This window comes from Chitinimonas taiwanensis DSM 18899 (assembly GCF_900119825.1).
Classification (GTDB): domain Bacteria; phylum Pseudomonadota; class Gammaproteobacteria; order Burkholderiales; family Chitinimonadaceae; genus Chitinimonas; species Chitinimonas taiwanensis.
In genome coordinates this window covers 134,495-152,114 of record NZ_FPKR01000013.1, presented here as the reverse complement: position 1 = coordinate 152,114, position 17,620 = coordinate 134,495, and the positions used below count along the sequence as shown (strand labels likewise).

Sequence of the window (17,620 nt, the reverse complement as noted above, 5' to 3'; positions counted from 1 at the left end):
ACGCCGTCTCATCTCCCCAACGAGGCAAACCATGTCTGTGGACCCCCTGCTTGGCCTGATCGGCCAAACCCCGCTCGTCAAGCTCAGCCAGCTCGATACCGGGCCGTGCGAGCTCTACCTGAAGCTGGAAAGCCAGAACCCGGCCGGTTCGATCAAGGATCGCATCGCGTTGACCATGATCGAGGCGGCCGAGCGCGATGGCCGGCTGGCGCCCGGCGGCACCATCATCGAGGCCACCGCCGGTAATACCGGCCTTGGCCTCGCGCTGGTAGCGGTGCGCAAGGGCTATCAGCTCAAGCTGGTGGTGCCGGACAAGATGAGCCTGGAGAAGATCGCCCATCTGAAGGCACTCGGCGCCGAGGTCATCATCACCCGCTCGGATGTGCTCAAGGGCCATCCGCTCTACTACCAGGATTACGCACGCCGCCTGGCCCAGGAAACACCGGGCGCCTTCTATATCGACCAGTTCAATAACCCGGCCAACCCGGCCGCGCACGAGCACGGCACTGGGCCGGAAATCTGGCAGCAGATGGCGCATGCGCTCGATGCGGTGGTGGTCGGCGTCGGTTCCAGCGGCACGCTGACCGGCCTGACCCGCTTCTTCAAACGCGCCGCGCCGCAGGTGGAATTCGTGCTGGCCGACCCGCTCGGTTCAGTACTGGCCGACTATGTGGAAACCGGCAGCTATGGCGAGGCCGGCAGCTGGCGCGTGGAAGGCATCGGTGAGGACTTCGTGCCACCGCAGGCCGATTTCAGCGCAGTCGGACGAGCCTACCGCATCGATGATGAGGAAAGCATCGCCACCGCGCGCCTGCTGCTGGAAAAGGAAGGCATCCTGGCCGGATCGAGCAGCGGCACCCTGGTGGCCGCCGCGCTGCGCTACTGTCGCGCCCAGACCAGCCCGAAGCGTGTGGTGACTTTCGTCTGCGACAGCGGCAATAAATATCTGTCCAAGCAGTACAACGAAGGCTGGCTGATTGACCAGGGCCTCAAGCATTACCCGCAGCAGGGCGATCTCAGCGATCTGATCACTCGCCGCCATGATCTGGGCGCCACCGTGTTCTGCCGCCCGGACGAGACCCTGGCCGATGTGTATGCGCGCATGCGCCGCCATGATGTCTCGCAGCTGCCGGTGCTGCTGGACGGTAGCGAGGTGGTGGGCCTGATCGATGAGTGGGATCTCTTGCTGGCCGTGCACGACGAGCCGGAGAACTTCCGCCTGCCGGTGCGCAAGGCGATGAGCACCGAGCTGGAAGTCCTCTCTCCGGGCGACAGCACCGAAAAGCTGCTACGCATCTTCAATGAGGGCTTGGTGGCCATCGTGGTCGAGCACGGCCGATTCCTTGGCCTGATCACCCAATCCGACCTGATTAACCACTGGCGCCAGCGCCTACGTTAGGAACACCGATGAGCCAACTTCATCTCGACACCTTGGGCGTCCATGCCGGCTATCAGCCCGATGCAACCGGCGCGGTCATGCCGCCCATCTATACCAGCTCGACCTATGCGCAGGATGCGCCGGGCCAGCACCGCGGCTATGAATATGCGCGCAGCGGCAACCCGACGCGTGCGGCATTTGAGAAGGCGCTGGCTGAACTGGAAGGCGGCGTAGCCGGTTTCGCGTTTGCCTCGGGCCTGGCCGCCATGTCCACGGTGCTGGAACTGCTCGACGCCGGCAGCGAGATCGTCGCGCTGGACGATCTGTACGGCGGTGCCTGGCGCCTGTTCGAGAAAGTACGCAATCGCAGTGCTGGCCTTAAGACCCGCTATGTGGCACCCGATGATATTGCTGCGCTGCGTGCGGCCATTACTCCGGCCACCCAATTGGTGTGGTTGGAAATCCCCACCAATCCGCTGCTGAAAGTAGCCGACCTAGCCGCCGTGGTCGAGGCCGCCCATGCGGTGGGCGCACTGGTGGTGGTGGATGCGACCTTCTCCACGCCTTATCTGCTGCGCCCACTGGATTACGGCGCCGATATCGTCATCCATTCGGTGACCAAATTCCTCAACGGTCACTCCGATGTGATCGGTGGTGCGGCCATCGTGCGCACCCCTGAACTGGCCGAGCGGCTCGGCTATCTGCAGAACGCGGTGGGTGGCGTGCTCGACCCGTTCTCCAGCTTCCTGGCTCTGCGTGGCCTGCGCACCCTGGCGCTGCGCATGCAACGTCATAGCAGCAATGCGCTGGGTATTGCCCAGTGGCTGGAGGGTCAGGCCGCCGTCGAGAAAGTGGCCTACCCGCTGCTGCCCAGCCACCCGCAATACGCATTAGCCCAGCGCCAGTTCAAGCGGGGGGTCGGAGGTGTGGTCAGCGTCTGGCTGAAGGCGGACGAGGCGGGCGTGCGGCGCTTCATCGCCGCGCTGCAACTGTTCACCCTGGCTGAAAGCCTGGGCGGGGTGGAAAGCCTGCTCAATCTACCCTGGGCGATGACCCATGCCTCGATACCGGAAGCCGACCGCTTGCGGCGCGGGGTAAGTCCCAACTTGTTGCGCCTCTCGGTTGGCGTTGAACATATCGATGATCTGATCGCCGACCTGCAGGCCGGCTTCGCTGCAATCTGAACTCCCCCCAATGCTTGCCAACAAGAGAGAACAACCATGCAAAAACGCACTTTCCTGACTGCCATCCTTGCCCTTGCCATCGGTACCAGTGTCTCCGCTGCCGACCTGCTCGATACCGTGAAGGCACGCGGTACGCTGAAGATTGCCGTGGAAGGCACTTATCCGCCGTTCAACTTCAAGAATGCCAAGGGCGAGCTCGATGGCTTCGAGGTCGAGATCGGCAAACTGCTGGCGCAGAAGCTCAAGCTCAAGCCCGAGTTCGTCACCAGCGAATGGAGCGGCATCCTGGCCGGCCTGCAGGCAGGCAAGTTCGACATCATCCTCAACCAGGTGGCCGCCACCGATAAGCGCCGCGAAATCTTCGACTTTAGCCAGCCCTATACGCTATCGAGTGCTCAGCTGATCGTGCGCAAGAACGAGACGCGCAACTTCAAGGGCCTGACTGATCTGAAAGGCAAGAAGCTCGGCGTGGGGCAGGGCAGCAATTACGCCGATATCGCCAAGGCGGTGGATGGCGTGGAGGTGAAGACCTACCCTGGCGCGCCTGAATACCTGCAGGACCTGGCTCTGGGTCGCGTCGACGCCGCGCTCAATGACAGCCTGCTGATTCCCTATCTGATCAAGCAGACCAAATTGCCACTCAAGGGCGGCGCACCGGTGGGCAGCGTGGAAGGCAGCGCGATTCCCTATCTGAAGGGCAACCCGGCCTTCGGTGCCGCGCTGGACAAGGCGCTGGCCGAGATCAAGGCCGATGGCAGCTTTGCCAAGGTGTCGAAGAAGTATTTTGAACGCGATGTGAGCAAGCCGCTGCAAGCCGGCTAAGCCCTGCCCGGCACAGCGCGCGGCATGCCGCCAGCGCGCTGTGCCAGAATGCCATCACTCCTTGCCGTCTGGCATGCGACCGCCACGGTGCGCCCACAGTGCTGCACTGCTCCGGTCGCCTTTTTGCTTTGTCATGAGGCGCTATGTCCGATCTGTTCCAACTCCTGCGCGATGCCGCCCCCATGCTGCTGCAGGGCACGGCCTGGACCCTGGTATTCGCGCTGGCATCCATGCTGGGCGGCCTGTCTGTGGCCACCGTGGTCGCCAGCCTGCGCCTGCTCGGCCCGCGCTGGCTGGCCCGCCTGCTTGATCTATATGTGAGCGCGTTCCGCGGTACGCCGCTGCTGGTGCAGGTCTTCGTCATCTACTACGGCCTGCCCAGCGTGGGCCTGCAGTTCGAACCGCTGCCCGCCGGGGTGCTGGCGCTTAGCCTGAATGCCGGCGCCTATTTGGCCGAAAGCCTGCGCGGCGCGATTGCCGGCGTGCCCGAGGGTCAATGGGCGGCGGCGGCCAGCCTGGGCATGAGCCGCGTGCAAACCCTGCGCCATATCGTCGCCCCCCAGGCGCTGCGCCTGGCCGTGCCAAGCCTGGGCAATACCCTGATCAGCCTGATCAAGGACACTTCGCTGGTCTCGGTCATCGCCGTCACCGAGCTGATGCTGGCCACCAAGGAACTGATCTCTACCACCTTCCAACCGCTACCACTCTACCTCGCCGCCGCCGCTATCTACTGGCTGCTGAGCGTGCTGCTGGAACGCGCCCAGCAAAGACTTGAACGCAGCCTGGCGTTGCCGAAGTAAGCTCGACCAGATGCAAAACAAAAAGCCCCAGTCGTCTGACTGGGGCTTTTGATTCGTGGCGGAAAGGGGGGGATTTGAGCCCCCTAGACCGTTGCGAGGTCACAACAAAGATTTACCCTAAACGATCCAGAAACAAACACCGGCATAGACCGGCTGATAAGCGATGCTGATCGGATACGCAAGAGTAAGCACTCAGGAGCAGGAAACACATCTACAGATCGACGCACTGAAAGCAGCGGGGTGCGACGTGATAATCGAAGAAAAGAGATCGGGCGGCTCAATGAGTCGCCCGATGCTTTTTAAGGTGTTCCGAACGATGCGGCGGGGAGATACGGTGGTCGTGTACAAGATCGACCGAATCGCCAGAAGCCTGAAAGACCTACTGGTGATCCTGGAGCGGATGGAAAGCCGAGGGGTTGAGTTCCGGTCACTGACCGAAGTCATCGATACCACCAGTCCGGCCGGACGAATGATCCTGCAGATCATTGGTGCGTTTGCTGAGTTCGAACGGGAGCTGATACGCGAGAGGACGATAAACGGACTGAAGGCTGCAGCAGAGCGAGGGGCGATCCTGGGCAGGCCCAGAGGAATGACCACGGAAGACGAAAGGGAGTGCGTTAGGCAGTTCAGGACGGGCCAGTACACGAAAACAGCGCTGGCAAAGCAATACGGTGTTCACATCAGCAGTGTGAAAAGGGCGCTAGCCAGAGCATCAGCTGAGGAGCAGCCAGACTTGTTCAATGCAGAGCTTAGTCATTCATGAGAACCCATAACCCGGAGGGCGTTAGCCCATCCGGGTGGTATGGAAAGTTAGGTTCCGCCCGCTAAAGACAACGCGGTCGCCTTACTTCCCTTTTTTGTGTTGATGAGGCTTAAGAAGAGGCGTATTTCCTTGTGTGAGTTTGTTGTCGCGCCTACGCTGATCAGGCAAGCCTGTTGACTTGGCAATTGGTTTCGGACCGGGTTTGATTGACATTATTTATTGCTCCAATTTAAGCACTGCGATGGATGGAGCTTTGCCTTGATTTCGCGCTCAGGCTGCAATACGCTAGCAGATCTGTGTTGATTGCAATTTCGCGGCTAGGCTCCGGGATTGCCGAAGGCCGTAACCTGTTAGAGCAGGTTGCGGCCTTTGCTTTTTAGCTATCGGCATAAACAATCCTAATGACAATCAGAGATGGAGGCAACAGCTGATTTCGTCATCCCACTGGTAGACAAATCACTACATCTAGTAAAAAACGCCGCTGGCGGCACTGCATGTAGTAATGCCTTGTTGGTGTATCAGTGCGTCTGGAGAGATTGCCGTAATAGCTAGATAATAGTTTTTATTAATTAGATAAAGCTAACTTACTAGCACCCCCAGGTTAAGAACCGGGTTCCCGCGCGACCGCGCGGCCGGGGCGCCCCGGCCCGGTTTTGGACAGGGCAGCTAGTGGGTTGAGGGCGCTGGGGTCTGCAGTGAAGCGAGGGGGCTGGCTGCAGCGCGTTTGCGGTCACGGTAGGCGCGTTGCTTGGCGGCGTTGTCCTGGTAGTGGCGAGGGCGGCCTCGCTGGGCCGGTTCGCCGTACAGATCTAAAGTGCGCTTGTCTTCTTTCTGCTTTGCCATGGCGTTTCCTTTTCGTAACGCGTTACGTAATTCAGCCCTTGCGGGTGGCTACCGGGCCGTTTGCCTGGACTGGGCCGGAAGGCTGGGCACTGTCATCGAAGTAGCCATCACGAACGATGGCACGGCATAGGTCTTGGGTCATGCCGACGATGCGGGTGGCTTGCTGGGTGTAGCAGGTGCAGGTGCCGTTCTTGCCACTACCGACGATACAGGCCGCAGGCTTGGGTGCCTGTGTCGGCGTTGTGAGAGCGTCATAGACGGGCGCTGTATGGGGCAGCCCATCGATACGGGGGGCGCGCTCGGCGAAGTAGTCGAGCTTGGGTTCCTGCCTGGCTGAAACAGTCTGGGCGTAGGGAGTGGATTCAGGGCTGCCGGGCTCGATCTGCTGCGCCTGAGCCTGCTTTTCAGTTTCAGCAGCTTCCAGGCCATCCACAGCGCCGGCCGGGTCCATGTGCGTGAGGAAATAGCCAACACCAAGCGCGCAGAGGATGAAGGCGAACAGCACAACCCCGGCCTGAAACTTGACCAGCTTAGGCACCTCGAGCTTGACCGTGTGTTCAGCGGACGAGGTGTAGAGCTTGTAACAGTCTTTAGGGTAAGCCCAGGTGCTCACCTGGGCAGTACGGCGTACAGACTTGCTGCTAGGGTCCACGCACTTGGGCCAGTAGAAGACGGAAGCGGCTTGAGCGCCAGCTAGGCGCTCAACGTGGGTATGCGTGCCAATCAAGAACCGAATGCTGCTATCAAGCTGGCCAGGGTCCTGAGTAACGAAATAGGCGATGTGGCCACGGTGACCAAGGGTGGCAAATGCGCTGTAGTACTCAGGCCGAGCAGCGCCGTTAGGCAGCCTGGGGAACAGTTCCCACGCTTCATCGAACACGACGATAGAGCCAACCGGCAAGAGGTGCCATTGCTTGTGATCGAGAAGGCAGGCTGTGCCTTCGATGCACAGATCGGGGAAGCCACGGACATAGATGGTCTGATCTGGCTTGAGCTTCTTCGCCATCTCCCGAATTTTCTGAACCATCATCAGCGACTTGCCATTACGTGGCAGGCCCGAAATCAGGTGGATAACCGCGCTTGAGGTAATGGCGTCGCTCATTTGCTGAGGACTCCAAAGGACTTGCGCGCAACCTTGACGCCAGCAATGCCGGCCACGGTCGCAAGGTGCATTTTGATCATGGCCGTGACGCCCAGGAAGGTGAGTATGTTCATGACGTCAGGCGGCACCAGCTGCAGCTGCGTGGTCACGTAGGCCTCGCCCTTGGTCAGCATGACATCTAGGCCTTGGTAAGAAATCACGCCAACGCCGAGGGCGATCAAAGCACGGCCGACCATTGAGCCAACAGCAGCAGTAAGAGAGGTGGCGACGAATGCGCCCAGGGGAGCAAGCAGCATGGGTTAATCCTTCACGCCGAAGTTGAAGATCAGCCAGAGGCAGGACAGCGAACTGAGAAAGAGCATGAGCGCGCGAATCGCGCCGCCATGCGTGCAGATGAGGCTTGTGGGAATCGTGACTGTCCCGAAACTCAGGCCGGCGATTGATTCAATGGCAAAGCTGGTATCCGTGACGGCGCAGCCGGAACCCACGCCGGACACGTCCGGCATGGTGATCTGACCTAGGTCTATGCCCTCCTCCCGGCCAGCGATGGCGGAACCCTCGACGCCATCTTTACTGACGATCTCAGCCCACTTGCCGGGCATCTCGTTTTCATCCGTCGGGTTTTCTGCGCAGCCCTGGCGGTGCAGCTCTTTGGCTATGGCGCACTGGACGGCATCACCATTGCAGACAAACCCAGATTGGCAGTTACCGGCAAACGAGCCGGCTACACACTTGGAGTCATTAGGGAATTGCTTGCAGTAGTCAGATTGGGCCTGATTGGTGTTGCCGTCGCTTGCCTTGCATGCCGGGTCGTTTGGCTGCTTGGCGCACTGCTCGGCTTTCTTACAAGCGTCGGTATTCTGGATGGCGGAATTATTGGCGCATTCCTCAGCTTGCTTGGTTGCACATTCCTGGTCGCCTGGATGGGTTGCGCAGTATTCCTTGCTGCCCTTTTGGCAACTGGCGTGATCGCTATTCGCCTTGCAGAAATCGGCATTGCCAGGGCGGCAGCTGGCGCTAGTTGGATTCAAAGTGCAGAAGCGTTCAGAGCCGGGAATGCACGCATACATTTGCGGATTGGCTTTGCAAAATTCAGCGCCACCCTCACCGCAGGTTTTTTCGTATTTGTTTTCTTGCAGCTTGCAAAAGTCGGTCGTGTTTTCCTCAGGCTTTTTGCCAGACACACACGTGCCCTTGCCCTCGACGTAGGCAAATTCGGTATTAGCGGGGCAGTCCTGAGGGCCTTTTGGCGCGGTTGTTTCCGGGGGGATTTCCGTCGGCGGGGATGTATTGGGCGTAGAGCAGGCGGAACCAGTCCAGGAACCACGGCCAGCCGTATACACGTAGTCGCCAGTGCCACCGTTGATAATGGTTTCAGTCCGGCCGCCTGTTACATCATATGAACAGGTGGCGTCGCCATTGTTGCGACAGAGGGTTAATGCCGGGCTCCCTTTTAAAATAGTGCCTTTGAGGTCGAATGAGCCGCCAGAGAGCGCGAGGCACTTGGAAACACACTTGCCGCCCTGGTTAATTTCGCCGGGAGGGCAATCGACAGCAGTTTTAAGGCGGCGACAATAATCTTTATACGGGCTACTAAAATTTCCAAGCGCCCAGCCTTGAGATGTATCGCAAGAAGGACTGGCGTTGTAATAAAAAACAATAACCTTATTTTCATTAACAAGGGCTTGTGAACGTTTATTAAAGAGACTGCCTATCCAGGGCTGAAGTGTAGTGTTTTGGTATGCCGGGGGCTTTTGGCAAGGCTTTGTATCATCAGGAGATGGGCCGCCGCAATTGCCATAGACAAACCAATTTGGCTGATAAATATATTGATAATTAGGGTCTTCTGCTGAAAACGCAGGAAGGCCGAAAATGAATATAAGGAAGATGATTAATAGGCGCATATGACACCAAATAAAGAAGGGGGCAAACGCCCCCTTTTTGTTACGCGGCGCAGACCTGCCAGAGGCCCGGCAGGACCATCAGCAGCAGGAAGTAGCCATCAAGGCCGGCACCCATTAGCGACCCATAAAGCCCATGACCTTGACGAAGGCAGCGCGAGCCAGCGGGAGGGCCAGCTTGGCGGCGAACGCGGCAGCCATGAGGCCGATAGCCCAGGTAACCCACTTGGTAACGTCCGCGCCGACGTCAACGGTAGGAGGGTCGCCAGCAGCGGCTTGAGCAAGGCCGATCATGGCGAAGAAGGCGAAAATGGCGAGCTTGATTGCGTTAGTCATCGGTAGACCTTTCAGAGGAAGAGAGATACTGGAGCACTTGCTTCATTGCGTTGCCGGCTATCCAAACGACTACACAGCCAGCCACGAATAAACCCGCCTGCTCCGCTGATAGCGGGGGTAAGAAGCCGCTGGGCTGTTCACCAGCGGCGTAAACGAGAGAGCCCGTGCAAGGCTGTTCCGCGCTGAACTTGGCGAAACCGTCAGGGGTTTCGATCAGGCAGCGCGGCATGCTTAGGCGGCCTTAGCAGCGGCTTGGCCGGCCGTGAGCTGATCGCTCGGGCGGGTGCGGTTGAGCACCTGGAAGCCCACGACCTTTTCGCGCTGCTCGCGGCCGTTGGAGACCTTTTGGATTTCCAGCTCAGCCTGAAAGGGCAGCTCGATCGAGCCGAGGCGCAGAATGTCGTAGAGGTCAGACTTGCCGACCTTGTAGACCTGCGTGACGGTGCCGCGCGATTTCTCGCCGGTCAGGTCCAACTGGACGTAAACCTTCGTGCTGTCGAATTCGATGGTCTTGCCATCGTCGTCTTTGAAATCGCCCTTGCTGGACGTGACAGCCACGATGGTGGCCGTGTACTTGGCGGTCATGGTCATTGCAGATACTCCGGATAGTAGAAACGCGGCTTCACGGCTTTATCTGAGCGCCGCAGCTTCAGAGCCTTCAGGAACAGGTAACAGCCATCGGTGCCATAGCGGGCAGCGGTATCGAGGAATTCGCCGCGCTTGTTGAAGCTGACGATCAGGCCCCATTCCTCTTTGTCCAGGTGCCAGATCACTTGGGACTCTTCGCCCGGTGCGTCCTGCTGATCCTCGGCGGCGATATCGGCGTCATCGAGGTCATCCAGTCCGAGGTAGTCCTTGAGGCCGGGGCTGTAGTAGAGCTGGCGCTTGCCCTTGAACTCGTAGGCGTATTCGACGAAGAGAGCGCCCGCTTGGGCGTCGCCGTTCATGGAGTCGTGCAGGAGGGCGAAAGGGGTGCGGCCTTTGCGGCGGGCCAGCTTAGCGTGCTGCCGGGTCATTTCGCGGGACACATCCCACGTGCCGCCGTCTGCGGCCTTTTCCGTGTCGCCGAACTTGCTCACGTACTCGGCCGCGTGGTCTGCGCCGCCGACCTTGAAGCCGTGCTGATTGATCTGGCCGAGGCCGGCCTTGCGTACCGCCTTGGCCCAGTAGTCGCGCAAGGTTTCCAGGGCGGCGAGTACCGCCTCCTGATCGCCATCGGCGAACACCAGGACGTGAGCGTGGGGATGCCAGCCGTTTTCACCGTGGGTCACTTCCAGGGCGCGGACCGAACCCTTGAACTGGATGACCTCGCGGACCGTGCGCCACTGGCGCGAGGCCGTGAAGGTGCGCAGGGCGGTGCTGAGCGCGCTCAGGGTGTCGCGCAGGGGCATGTCCACGGTGTGGGGGATGGTTTGGGTCAGCATGTAAACCCGGCCGCCCTTGAGGCGGTGAGCGTCGATACCGTTCTGCAGCTCTTCGCGGCGGCGCTCCGCGATCTTGTTCGCGCACACCGGGCAGTGCCAGACGCTGCCGCAGGTAGTAACGCCGCGGTAAGCCACCGAGCCGCTTTGACGCTTCACCACGGTCACTTCGCCGCCCACGTTCGAGGCCGAGAAGCTGCGCTGCAGGTGGCACTGCGCCACGGACTCCCCGGGGATCAGGCGCTGTGCATGGCGTTGCATGCGGAAGCGACGGCCTCGGGATGACAGCAGACCTCCCTTTTGGGCATCTGCTGTGTCAGCAGTTTTCCCATTCATACCAAGGTTATTGCGCTCGTCCGGTTTTGCGTCCTCCAGGAGCAGCCGCACGTACTCAGACGGGCGCGCCGCGTCGGCGACGAGTCGCGCTGCGCGCGCCTCGCCCGCCGTCGCGGCGGCCTCGCGCTGTTGCTTCGTGGCGAGTGCAAAGAGGGAGGGCGCACGGCCGGACTGGCCGTAAGTGCAGAGCGTGGGCATCAGTGCAGGACCCGCGCTTGAGCCGAAATGACTCGGGACTGTGGGTCGACCATCACCCAGGGCAGACTGGCCATGCGTGTGACCCAGAAGCCACGGCGCGGGGGGTAGATGCCGATAGAAACAGGCTTCGATGTGGTGACGTAGAACATCTTGAGCGTCCAAGGGATTGCACGCTCTGGACACTAGCGCAATCCCTTGAACTACGTCAATGGATATGAACGTGTATGCTGTTCGACGTCAAACCCCTCATACGCTTGGAAAGCACATGAAATCGACACTCGAATACCTGGATGAATGGAAAGAGGCGCAGGGAATCACCAGCGACTACGCAGCAGCGGCAAAGCTAGGCGTAACGCGCTCGGCGATTAGCAACTGGCGAAAAGGCAGGGCGGGGATGGATGACTACACGGCAGCCCAAGTGGCGGCCGGGCTAGGGATTGAAGCTATTGAAGTGATCTCTGCGGCAAACGCCGAGAGAGAGCACGACGAACTCAAAAAAGAGTTCTGGATAAATTTGTACCGCACGGTGGCACAGTCGATGGCTGCGGTGACCACCGGGAAAACAGTGCTGGCAGCAGCAATGAAAAAGGCCCCAGTCCTGAAGACTGAGGCCCCTAGTTCGTGGCGGAAAGGGGGGGATTCGAACCCCCGATAGGCTATTAACCTATACACGCTTTCCAGGCGTGCGACTTAAACCACTCATCCACCTTTCCGCGAAGCCGCGCATTATGCCAAAAGGCATTGGGCGGCGCAATTGCTGGTGTGGACTATTTTGGTGGGGTCAGGCCGCTGACCTTGGCGTGCAGGCCGCATTCCTTGTTTTCCGGATTTTCCCACCACCAACGACCGGCACGGACGTCTTCGCCGACGGCGATGGCGCGCGTGCAGGGCGCACAGCCTATGCTCGGGTAGTGCTGGTCGTGCAGGGCGTTGTAGGGCACGTTCAGTGCCTTGATATAGGCCCAGACCTCCTTTTCACTCCATGCCAGCAATGGGTTGAACTTCTGCAGGCCGTTGCCGGCATCCCATTCCTGTTCCTGCATGTCGGTGCGGGTGGTCGATTGCTCGCGGCGCAGGCCGGTGACCCAGGCGGTTTTGCCGGCCAGGGCGCGGGCCAGCGGTTCGAGCTTGCGGATGCGGCAGCAGGCTTTGCGCGCGTCGATCGAGCCATAGAAGGCATTGATGCCCTGGCTGTTCACATACTGCTCGACCGATTCGGCCCGCGGGAAGAACACAGTGACCGGCTTGCTCGGGTAGGTCTCGGCCGTCTGCTGCATCAGCGCATAGGTTTCGGCCGGCAGGCGGCCGGTGTCGAGGCTGAAGATATCGATGCCGATCTGCTCGCGCGCGATCAGGTCGGTCAGCACCATGTCTTCGGCGCCCAGGGAATTGGCAAACACAGCCGGGCTGAATTCGCTGGCGATGCGCTGCAGCAAGGTAATGGTGTGGGTGAGCTTGTCCTGCAGGGCAGGGCTGAGTGCGGCGTAGGGCGTGGTCATGGTTCGGGCTCCATGAAGGTCGATCGGGCCGCCTCTGCGGGCAGCTGCGGTGCTTTTATCTGTATATGTGCGGCTTACCAGACCAGCTTGGCGCCGACCAGCATCAACATGCTGGCGAGGGCCGGGCGCAACGCGCCATCCGGTACTTTGCCGGCCATATGGCTGCCTAGCCAAATGCCAGGCAAGGAGCCGGCCAGCAGATTGAGCAGCAGATGCCAGTCGATATGGCCAAGGCCGGCGTGGCCAAGGCCGGCCACCAGGGTCAGCGGTACGGCATGGGCGATCTCGGTGCCGACCAGGCGCGCGGTGGGAATCAAGGGGTAGAGCAGAAACAGCGCCACCGTGCCGATGGCGCCGGCACCAATCGAGGTCAGCGTCACCAGCACGCCGAGGAGCACGCCGGTAGCCAAGGTGTTCCAGTCGCGCAGGCCACCACTCGGGTGGGCCTTCAGCGCGGCCTGGTCGCCGCGCGTCCATTTCAGCAAACGGGCTTTGAACAGGATGGCCAGCGCAGTCAGGATCAGCGCAATGCCGAGTGCATGGCGGATCAGCTCGTTCATAGTGCCGGTATCCGGGCGCCAGATATGCAGGCCGGCCAGGGTGAGCAGGGCGGCGGGCACGCTGCCGGCCGAGAGCCAGCGCACGATGCGCGAGTCCACATTGCCTGCGCGTTGGTGCACCAGCACGCCACCACCCTTGGTGATGGCGGCGTAGAGCAGATCGGTGCCGACCGCCGTGGCCGGGTTGATGCCAAACCAGAGCAGGATGGGCGTCATCAGCGAGCCACCACCGATACCAGTGAGGCCGACAATAAAACCCACGGCCAGGCCGGCCACGATGTAGGCGAAATCCATGCAAAGGTCTTTGGGGAAGGTTGGCCATCTTAGCGGTGCAGCCAAATAAGCAATAAAGACTGTTGTGTTAAGATTTTATAAAGCTCGGTTATTTCAAATACGCGCTACCGGTTCGGACTTGCGGGTTCGGCGGGCGGCCTCCAGTACTCAGGGTGGGACATGAAGCTGCAACAACTGCGTTACCTCGTGGAAGTGGCCAAACAAGGCCTCAATGTATCGGACGCCGCCGAGGCGCTGCATACCTCGCAGCCAGGCATCTCCAAGCAGATCCGCCTGCTGGAAGATGAGCTGGGCGTGCAGGTCTTCGTGCGCAACGGCAAGCGCGTCGTCGATGTGACGGCGCCGGGCAAGGAGATCCTGCGCATCTCCGAGCGCATCCTGCGCGAGGCAAAGAATCTCAAGCGGGTGGCGGAAGAATTCGTCAACGAGGAGGAGGGCAGCCTGGTCATTGCCACCACGCACACCCAAGCGCGTTATGCGCTGCCGGCCACCATTCAGAACTTCATGCAGCGCTACCCGAGCGTGAAGCTGTCGATCAAGCAGGGCAGCCCCACGCAGATCTGCGAGTTCGTGCTGGATGGCAGCGCCGATATCGCCATCGCCACCGAAGGTATCGACCAGTTCCCCGAGCTGGTCAGCCTCGATTGCTACCAGTGGAACCGCAGCATCATCGTGCCGGACAATCACCCGCTGCTTGAGCTGCGCCGCAATGTCACCCTGGCCGATGTGGCGGCCTACCCGATCATTACCTACGACTTCGCTTTTGCCGGCCGATCCAAGATCAACCGGGCCTTCGAGGCCGAGAAACTCAATCCGAATGTGGTGCTGACCGCCATCGATACCGACGTGATCAAGACCTATGTCGGCCTCGGGCTTGGTATCGGCATCATCGCCAGCATGGCTTTCGATGCCCGTCGCGACCAGGGCCTGTTCGCCATCGATGCCTCGCATCTGTTCCAGCCATCCACCACCCATATCGGCGTGCGCCGCGATGCCTATCTGCGCGGCTATACCTTCGCCTTTATCGAGGGCTTTGCCCCACACCTGAAGCGGCCGGTGGTTGAGCGGGCCTTGAACAACCGCGGCGAAGATTAAGCGTGCAATCCGCGCTTTCTGGATATAACATTCCGATAAGAATGTTTATTTGAACTGGAGTGCACAATGAAAACCGCCCTGTTCCTGGCGCTCTGCCTGCCGCTGGCTGCCTGCTCCATCCATGTCGATCATGATGAGCAGAGTGGCGACATCAAGAAGGTCAATATCTCCATCGGTCATTCGCGCACCGAGGGCAATGGCCTGAACCAGTCCGAAGCGCGCCCGCTGGCGCTCGACGCGGTGCGTGCCGTGTCCACCACCGGCGGACTGGATGTGGATATCCGCATCGGCAGCCCGGCCAGCCTGAAGGTCGAGGGCGACAGCAATCTGCTCAAGCTGGTGGAGACCGAGCTGAACGGCGACAAGCTGATCATCCGTCAGGTGCGCGGTTACGACAGCGATAACGAGTTGCGCGTGCACCTTGTGCTGCCGCAGCTGGCCCGACTGGAGAACACCGGTTCGGGCGAGGTGAGCGTGGCGGGGCTGGCGGCCGGTGATCTGGCGGTGCGCATGACCGGCTCGGGCGAGACGCGCCTGGCGGGCAAGCTGGCGCAGCTGGATGCCGAGCTGATCGGCTCGGGCGATCTGGTCGCCACCGAGCTGATGCCCAGCTCGGTCAAGGTGGCCGTGCTGGGCTCCGGTGATGCGCAGCTCGGCAAGCAGCTGCTCAGCCATCTGGATGCCGACGTGAAGGGCTCGGGTTCGATCAGCGCCAGCGGCACAGCCGGCACGCTGCGTGCCGCGGTGCTCGGTTCGGGCGATGTGCAGCTGAGGGATTTGCAGGCCAACGATGCCACGGTAGAGCTGCTCGGTTCGGGTGATGTGGCGGTGTATGCGGTGCAGTCGGTCAGCGCCACGGCCAAGGGTTCGGGCGATATCGTCGTGTATGGCAAGCCGGCCAAACAGAGCCTGAGCGGCGAGAACGCCCGGCTAGCGCCTTAGTGTCCCGTACGACAGGCGTACGCCACAAAAAAGCCCACGCACTGCGTGGGCTTTTTTTCGTGTTCAGCAGGCCTAGAGCTGCTTGGCGCTCCAGCGTGCCAGGAAGTCGGCCACCTGCTCGGCCGGCAGCGGCTTGGCCACCAGATAGCCCTGCATCTCGTCGCAACCCAGACCACTCAGGAAATCCAGCTGGGCCGAGGTTTCCACCCCTTCGGCGATCACTTTCAGGCGCAGATTCTTGGCCAGGCTGATCACGGCGCCGGCGATGGCGGCATCGTCCGGGTCATCGAGGATGTCGATAACGAAGGAGCGGTCGACCTTGAGCTTGTCGATCGGGAAGCGCTTCAGATAGGACAGCGAGGAGTAGCCGGTGCCAAAGTCGTCCACCGCGAGCTTCACGCCCATGCGCTTGAGCGTACCGAGCATGACGATGGCCTCGTTCACATCCTCCATCAGCGTGCTCTCGGTCACTTCCAGCTCCAGCCACTGCGCAGCCAAATCGGCGCCTTGCAGTGCGGCGGCGGTGACCTGCTCGAGGTCTTCGCTGAACTGGCGTGCCGAGACATTGACCGCCACCGGAGCGAACAGCAGGCCGGCGTCCTGCCAGGCCTTGTTCTGCCGGCAGGCTTCCTGCATGGCCCAGGCGCCCAGTGGCACGATCAGGCCGGTTTCCTCGGCGGCCGGAATAAAGCGGTTGGGGGGCACGAGGCCCAGTTCCGGGTGCTGCCAGCGCACCAGTGCCTCCATGCCGATGACCGCGCGGGTGCGGATATCGATCTGCGGCTGGTAGTGCAGCACGAATTCCTGCTTCTGCAGGCCAAGGCGCAGATGGTTTTCCAGCAGCAGGAATTCGGCACTGCGCTGGTTCATGTCCTGGGTGTAGAAGCGGAAGGTATTGCGGCCGGCTTTCTTGGCGGCCTGCATGGCGGTTTCCGCATGCTGGATCAGCACCTCGCGGTCCTCGCCATCGTCCGGATAGACGCTGATGCCGAGGCTGGCGGTGGCCGATAGCGTGTGCGCACCCATGCTATGGGTGGGTTCCAGGCTGTCGAGCAGGCGGCGTGCCTGGGCCGCGGCCTGGTCGGGGTTGCCGATCTTGGGCAGCAGGATGACGAACTGGTCCGAGCCGTAGCGGCTGATGGTCATCTCGCCCTCGGCTGCCTGTTTGAGCCGACCGGCTACCGCCCGCAGGAGCTGGTCGCCCTGGCTGTGACCGAGCGTGTCATTGATGGCCTTGAAACGGTCCAGATCGAGAAAGAGTAGCGCCATCTGGCCGGCGCGCAGCTCGGCGCGCGACATGGCCTGGGCGATGCGGTCGGCCAGCAGCGCACGGTTGGGCAGGCCGGTCAGCACATCGTAGTAAACCAGCCTTTCCAGCTGCTGCTCAAAGCGCTGGCGCTCGGTCAAGTCGGTCAGGATGGCCAGATAGTGCTCGACCTCGCCCTGGGCATCGCGCACGCGCACCATGGTCTGCCAGGTTGGCACCAGGCGGCCATCGCGGCGCCGGTAGGTCACTTCCCCCTGCCAGCTGTTGTTGTACTCGAGCGCATGCCAGATATCGGGGTAGGGATTGTGCAGATTGGCGCCGGAGGAGACGAATAGCTCGGGCTGGTTATGCAGCGCCTCGGCCGCATCAAAGCCGAGCAGGCTGCTGAAGGCAGGGTTGACCAGCTTGATGCGCATATCCGCGCCGAGCACCATCAGGCCCTCGGTGGTGTGCTCGAACATCATCATCGCCAGGCGCGCGCGCTCTTCCGCCTGCTTCTGGGCGGTGATATCGCGGGCATTGAATATGGCGCCGATGATCTGGCCGCCCTCGTCGGCGACGGATTCGATACGCACATCGAAGCAGCACTCGCCCATGCCGCGTGTGGTACGCCAGATCTGGTAATGGGTTTCCTCGCCGCCCAGGGCCTTGAACAAGGCATTGCCCACGCCGGCGTCATAGCGGCTGGGGTCGAAGATGGCGCTGGCGTGATAGCCGAGCGTGTTCTCCACCGTGGTGGCCGCGTAGCGGCAGGCGGCCTCGTTGACGAAGCGGCAGACCAGCTCGCGATCGAAGACCAGGATGGGATCGCCGGCATGGCGAAACAGGGCATCGAGCAGGGAGCGGGAACTGTATTCCTCGGACATGGCGGGGCTACTG

General features: G+C 61.1%; 17 protein-coding genes and 1 tRNA gene. 8 read left to right on the top strand and 10 right to left on the bottom strand.

Going from position 1 to position 17,620, the window contains the following annotated elements:
- Positions 1–31 precede the first annotated feature (31 nt).
- The 5 genes from BT173_RS16145 (at position 32) to BT173_RS16125 (ending at position 4,947) form a co-directional block, all read left to right on the top strand.
- The gene (locus BT173_RS16145; RefSeq protein WP_072429705.1) at positions 32–1,399 is read left to right on the top strand and encodes a pyridoxal-phosphate dependent enzyme; all 1,368 of its coding nucleotides are present in this window, start codon (positions 32–34) and stop codon (positions 1,397–1,399) included.
- 8 nt (positions 1,400–1,407) lie between these two features.
- The gene (locus tag BT173_RS16140) at positions 1,408–2,562 is read left to right on the top strand and encodes a trans-sulfuration enzyme family protein (RefSeq protein ID WP_072429704.1); all 1,155 of its coding nucleotides are present in this window, start codon (positions 1,408–1,410) and stop codon (positions 2,560–2,562) included.
- Between the two features lie 36 nt (positions 2,563–2,598).
- Entirely contained in the window at positions 2,599–3,384 is a 786-nt protein-coding gene (locus BT173_RS16135) for a transporter substrate-binding domain-containing protein (protein ID WP_072429703.1), read from the top strand.
- 143 nt (positions 3,385–3,527) lie between these two features.
- The gene (locus tag BT173_RS16130; protein ID WP_072429702.1) at positions 3,528–4,184 is read left to right on the top strand and encodes an amino acid ABC transporter permease; all 657 of its coding nucleotides are present in this window, start codon (positions 3,528–3,530) and stop codon (positions 4,182–4,184) included.
- 163 nt (positions 4,185–4,347) lie between these two features.
- Positions 4,348–4,947, top strand: coding sequence for a recombinase family protein (locus BT173_RS16125; protein WP_072429701.1), 600 nt, complete (start codon positions 4,348–4,350; stop codon positions 4,945–4,947).
- Between the two features lie 874 nt (positions 4,948–5,821).
- Here BT173_RS16125 and BT173_RS16120 read toward each other — a convergent pair.
- The 6 genes from BT173_RS16120 to BT173_RS16095 all read right to left on the bottom strand — a co-directional run bounded on the left by BT173_RS16120 (position 5,822) and on the right by BT173_RS16095 (position 11,084).
- Entirely contained in the window at positions 5,822–6,892 is a 1,071-nt protein-coding gene (locus BT173_RS16120) for a zonular occludens toxin domain-containing protein (RefSeq protein WP_072429700.1), read from the bottom strand.
- A complete protein-coding gene (locus BT173_RS16115; protein ID WP_072429699.1) occupies positions 6,889–7,188 on the bottom strand; it encodes a DUF2523 family protein in 300 nt (99 codons plus the stop codon). The genes BT173_RS16120 and BT173_RS16115 overlap by 4 nt, the downstream gene beginning before the upstream one ends.
- Positions 7,189–7,191: 3 nt before the next feature.
- Entirely contained in the window at positions 7,192–8,796 is a 1,605-nt protein-coding gene (locus BT173_RS19445; protein ID WP_139256195.1) for a hypothetical protein, read from the bottom strand.
- A 114-nt stretch (positions 8,797–8,910) separates the two neighbouring features.
- A complete protein-coding gene (locus tag BT173_RS16105) occupies positions 8,911–9,129 on the bottom strand; it encodes a hypothetical protein (RefSeq protein WP_072429697.1) in 219 nt (72 codons plus the stop codon).
- A 231-nt stretch (positions 9,130–9,360) separates the two neighbouring features.
- Complete coding sequence (locus BT173_RS16100) at positions 9,361–9,720, bottom strand: hypothetical protein (RefSeq protein WP_139256194.1); 360 nt, start codon at positions 9,718–9,720, stop codon at positions 9,361–9,363.
- Positions 9,717–11,084 (bottom strand): protein rep, encoded by a 1,368-nt coding sequence (locus BT173_RS16095; RefSeq protein ID WP_139256193.1) that lies wholly within the window; start codon positions 11,082–11,084, stop codon positions 9,717–9,719. Before BT173_RS16095 ends, BT173_RS16100 begins: the two co-directional genes overlap by 4 nt.
- Positions 11,085–11,349: 265 nt before the next feature.
- Between BT173_RS16095 and BT173_RS16090 the strand changes: the two genes are divergently transcribed.
- Positions 11,350–11,739 carry a helix-turn-helix domain-containing protein gene (locus tag BT173_RS16090; RefSeq protein ID WP_072429694.1) on the top strand — a complete coding sequence of 130 codons (390 nt, stop codon included), beginning with the start codon at positions 11,350–11,352 and terminating at the stop codon, positions 11,737–11,739.
- Here BT173_RS16090 and BT173_RS16085 read toward each other — a convergent pair.
- The 3 genes from BT173_RS16085 to BT173_RS16075 all read right to left on the bottom strand — a co-directional run bounded on the left by BT173_RS16085 (position 11,707) and on the right by BT173_RS16075 (position 13,437).
- Positions 11,707–11,797, bottom strand: a tRNA-Ser gene (locus tag BT173_RS16085). The genes BT173_RS16090 and BT173_RS16085 overlap by 33 nt on opposite strands.
- Before the next feature lie 54 nt (positions 11,798–11,851).
- Positions 11,852–12,583 carry a phosphoadenylyl-sulfate reductase gene (locus BT173_RS16080; RefSeq protein ID WP_072429693.1) on the bottom strand — a complete coding sequence of 244 codons (732 nt, stop codon included), beginning with the start codon at positions 12,581–12,583 and terminating at the stop codon, positions 11,852–11,854.
- A gap of 74 nt (positions 12,584–12,657) precedes the next feature.
- Positions 12,658–13,437, bottom strand: a complete 780-nt coding sequence (locus tag BT173_RS16075) for a sulfite exporter TauE/SafE family protein (protein WP_072429692.1) — start codon at positions 13,435–13,437, stop codon at positions 12,658–12,660.
- 159 nt (positions 13,438–13,596) lie between these two features.
- Between BT173_RS16075 and cysB the strand changes: the two genes are divergently transcribed.
- A complete protein-coding gene (cysB, locus tag BT173_RS16070) occupies positions 13,597–14,532 on the top strand; it encodes an HTH-type transcriptional regulator CysB (protein ID WP_072429691.1) in 936 nt (311 codons plus the stop codon).
- 66 nt (positions 14,533–14,598) lie between these two features.
- Positions 14,599–15,474, top strand: a complete 876-nt coding sequence (locus BT173_RS16065; protein WP_072429690.1) for a head GIN domain-containing protein — start codon at positions 14,599–14,601, stop codon at positions 15,472–15,474.
- A gap of 72 nt (positions 15,475–15,546) precedes the next feature.
- Here the strand turns inward: BT173_RS16065 and BT173_RS16060 are convergent, their stop codons facing one another.
- Positions 15,547–17,607 (bottom strand): sensor domain-containing protein, encoded by a 2,061-nt coding sequence (locus BT173_RS16060; RefSeq protein WP_072429689.1) that lies wholly within the window; start codon positions 17,605–17,607, stop codon positions 15,547–15,549.
- Positions 17,608–17,620: the final 13 nt, after the last annotated feature.

Excerpts from the sequence above, each read along its gene's own strand:
- BT173_RS16145 (WP_072429705.1), top strand. The coding sequence starts at position 32 with ATGTCTGTGGACCCCCTGCTTGGCCTGATCGGCCAAACCCCGCTCGTC.
- BT173_RS16140 (WP_072429704.1), top strand. The coding sequence starts at position 1,408 with ATGAGCCAACTTCATCTCGACACCTTGGGCGTCCATGCCGGCTATCAG.
- BT173_RS16135 (WP_072429703.1), top strand. The coding sequence starts at position 2,599 with ATGCAAAAACGCACTTTCCTGACTGCCATCCTTGCCCTTGCCATCGGT.
- BT173_RS16130 (WP_072429702.1), top strand. The coding sequence starts at position 3,528 with ATGTCCGATCTGTTCCAACTCCTGCGCGATGCCGCCCCCATGCTGCTG.
- BT173_RS16125 (WP_072429701.1), top strand. The coding sequence starts at position 4,348 with ATGCTGATCGGATACGCAAGAGTAAGCACTCAGGAGCAGGAAACACAT.
- BT173_RS16120 (WP_072429700.1), bottom strand. The coding sequence starts at position 6,892 with ATGAGCGACGCCATTACCTCAAGCGCGGTTATCCACCTGATTTCGGGC.
- BT173_RS16115 (WP_072429699.1), bottom strand. The coding sequence starts at position 7,188 with ATGCTGCTTGCTCCCCTGGGCGCATTCGTCGCCACCTCTCTTACTGCT.
- BT173_RS19445 (WP_139256195.1), bottom strand. The coding sequence starts at position 8,796 with ATGCGCCTATTAATCATCTTCCTTATATTCATTTTCGGCCTTCCTGCG.
- BT173_RS16105 (WP_072429697.1), bottom strand. The coding sequence starts at position 9,129 with ATGACTAACGCAATCAAGCTCGCCATTTTCGCCTTCTTCGCCATGATC.
- BT173_RS16100 (WP_139256194.1), bottom strand. The coding sequence starts at position 9,720 with ATGACCATGACCGCCAAGTACACGGCCACCATCGTGGCTGTCACGTCC.
- BT173_RS16095 (WP_139256193.1), bottom strand. The coding sequence starts at position 11,084 with ATGCCCACGCTCTGCACTTACGGCCAGTCCGGCCGTGCGCCCTCCCTC.
- BT173_RS16090 (WP_072429694.1), top strand. The coding sequence starts at position 11,350 with ATGAAATCGACACTCGAATACCTGGATGAATGGAAAGAGGCGCAGGGA.
- BT173_RS16080 (WP_072429693.1), bottom strand. The coding sequence starts at position 12,583 with ATGACCACGCCCTACGCCGCACTCAGCCCTGCCCTGCAGGACAAGCTC.
- BT173_RS16075 (WP_072429692.1), bottom strand. The coding sequence starts at position 13,437 with ATGGATTTCGCCTACATCGTGGCCGGCCTGGCCGTGGGTTTTATTGTC.
- cysB (WP_072429691.1), top strand. The coding sequence starts at position 13,597 with ATGAAGCTGCAACAACTGCGTTACCTCGTGGAAGTGGCCAAACAAGGC.
- BT173_RS16065 (WP_072429690.1), top strand. The coding sequence starts at position 14,599 with ATGAAAACCGCCCTGTTCCTGGCGCTCTGCCTGCCGCTGGCTGCCTGC.
- BT173_RS16060 (WP_072429689.1), bottom strand. The coding sequence starts at position 17,607 with ATGTCCGAGGAATACAGTTCCCGCTCCCTGCTCGATGCCCTGTTTCGC.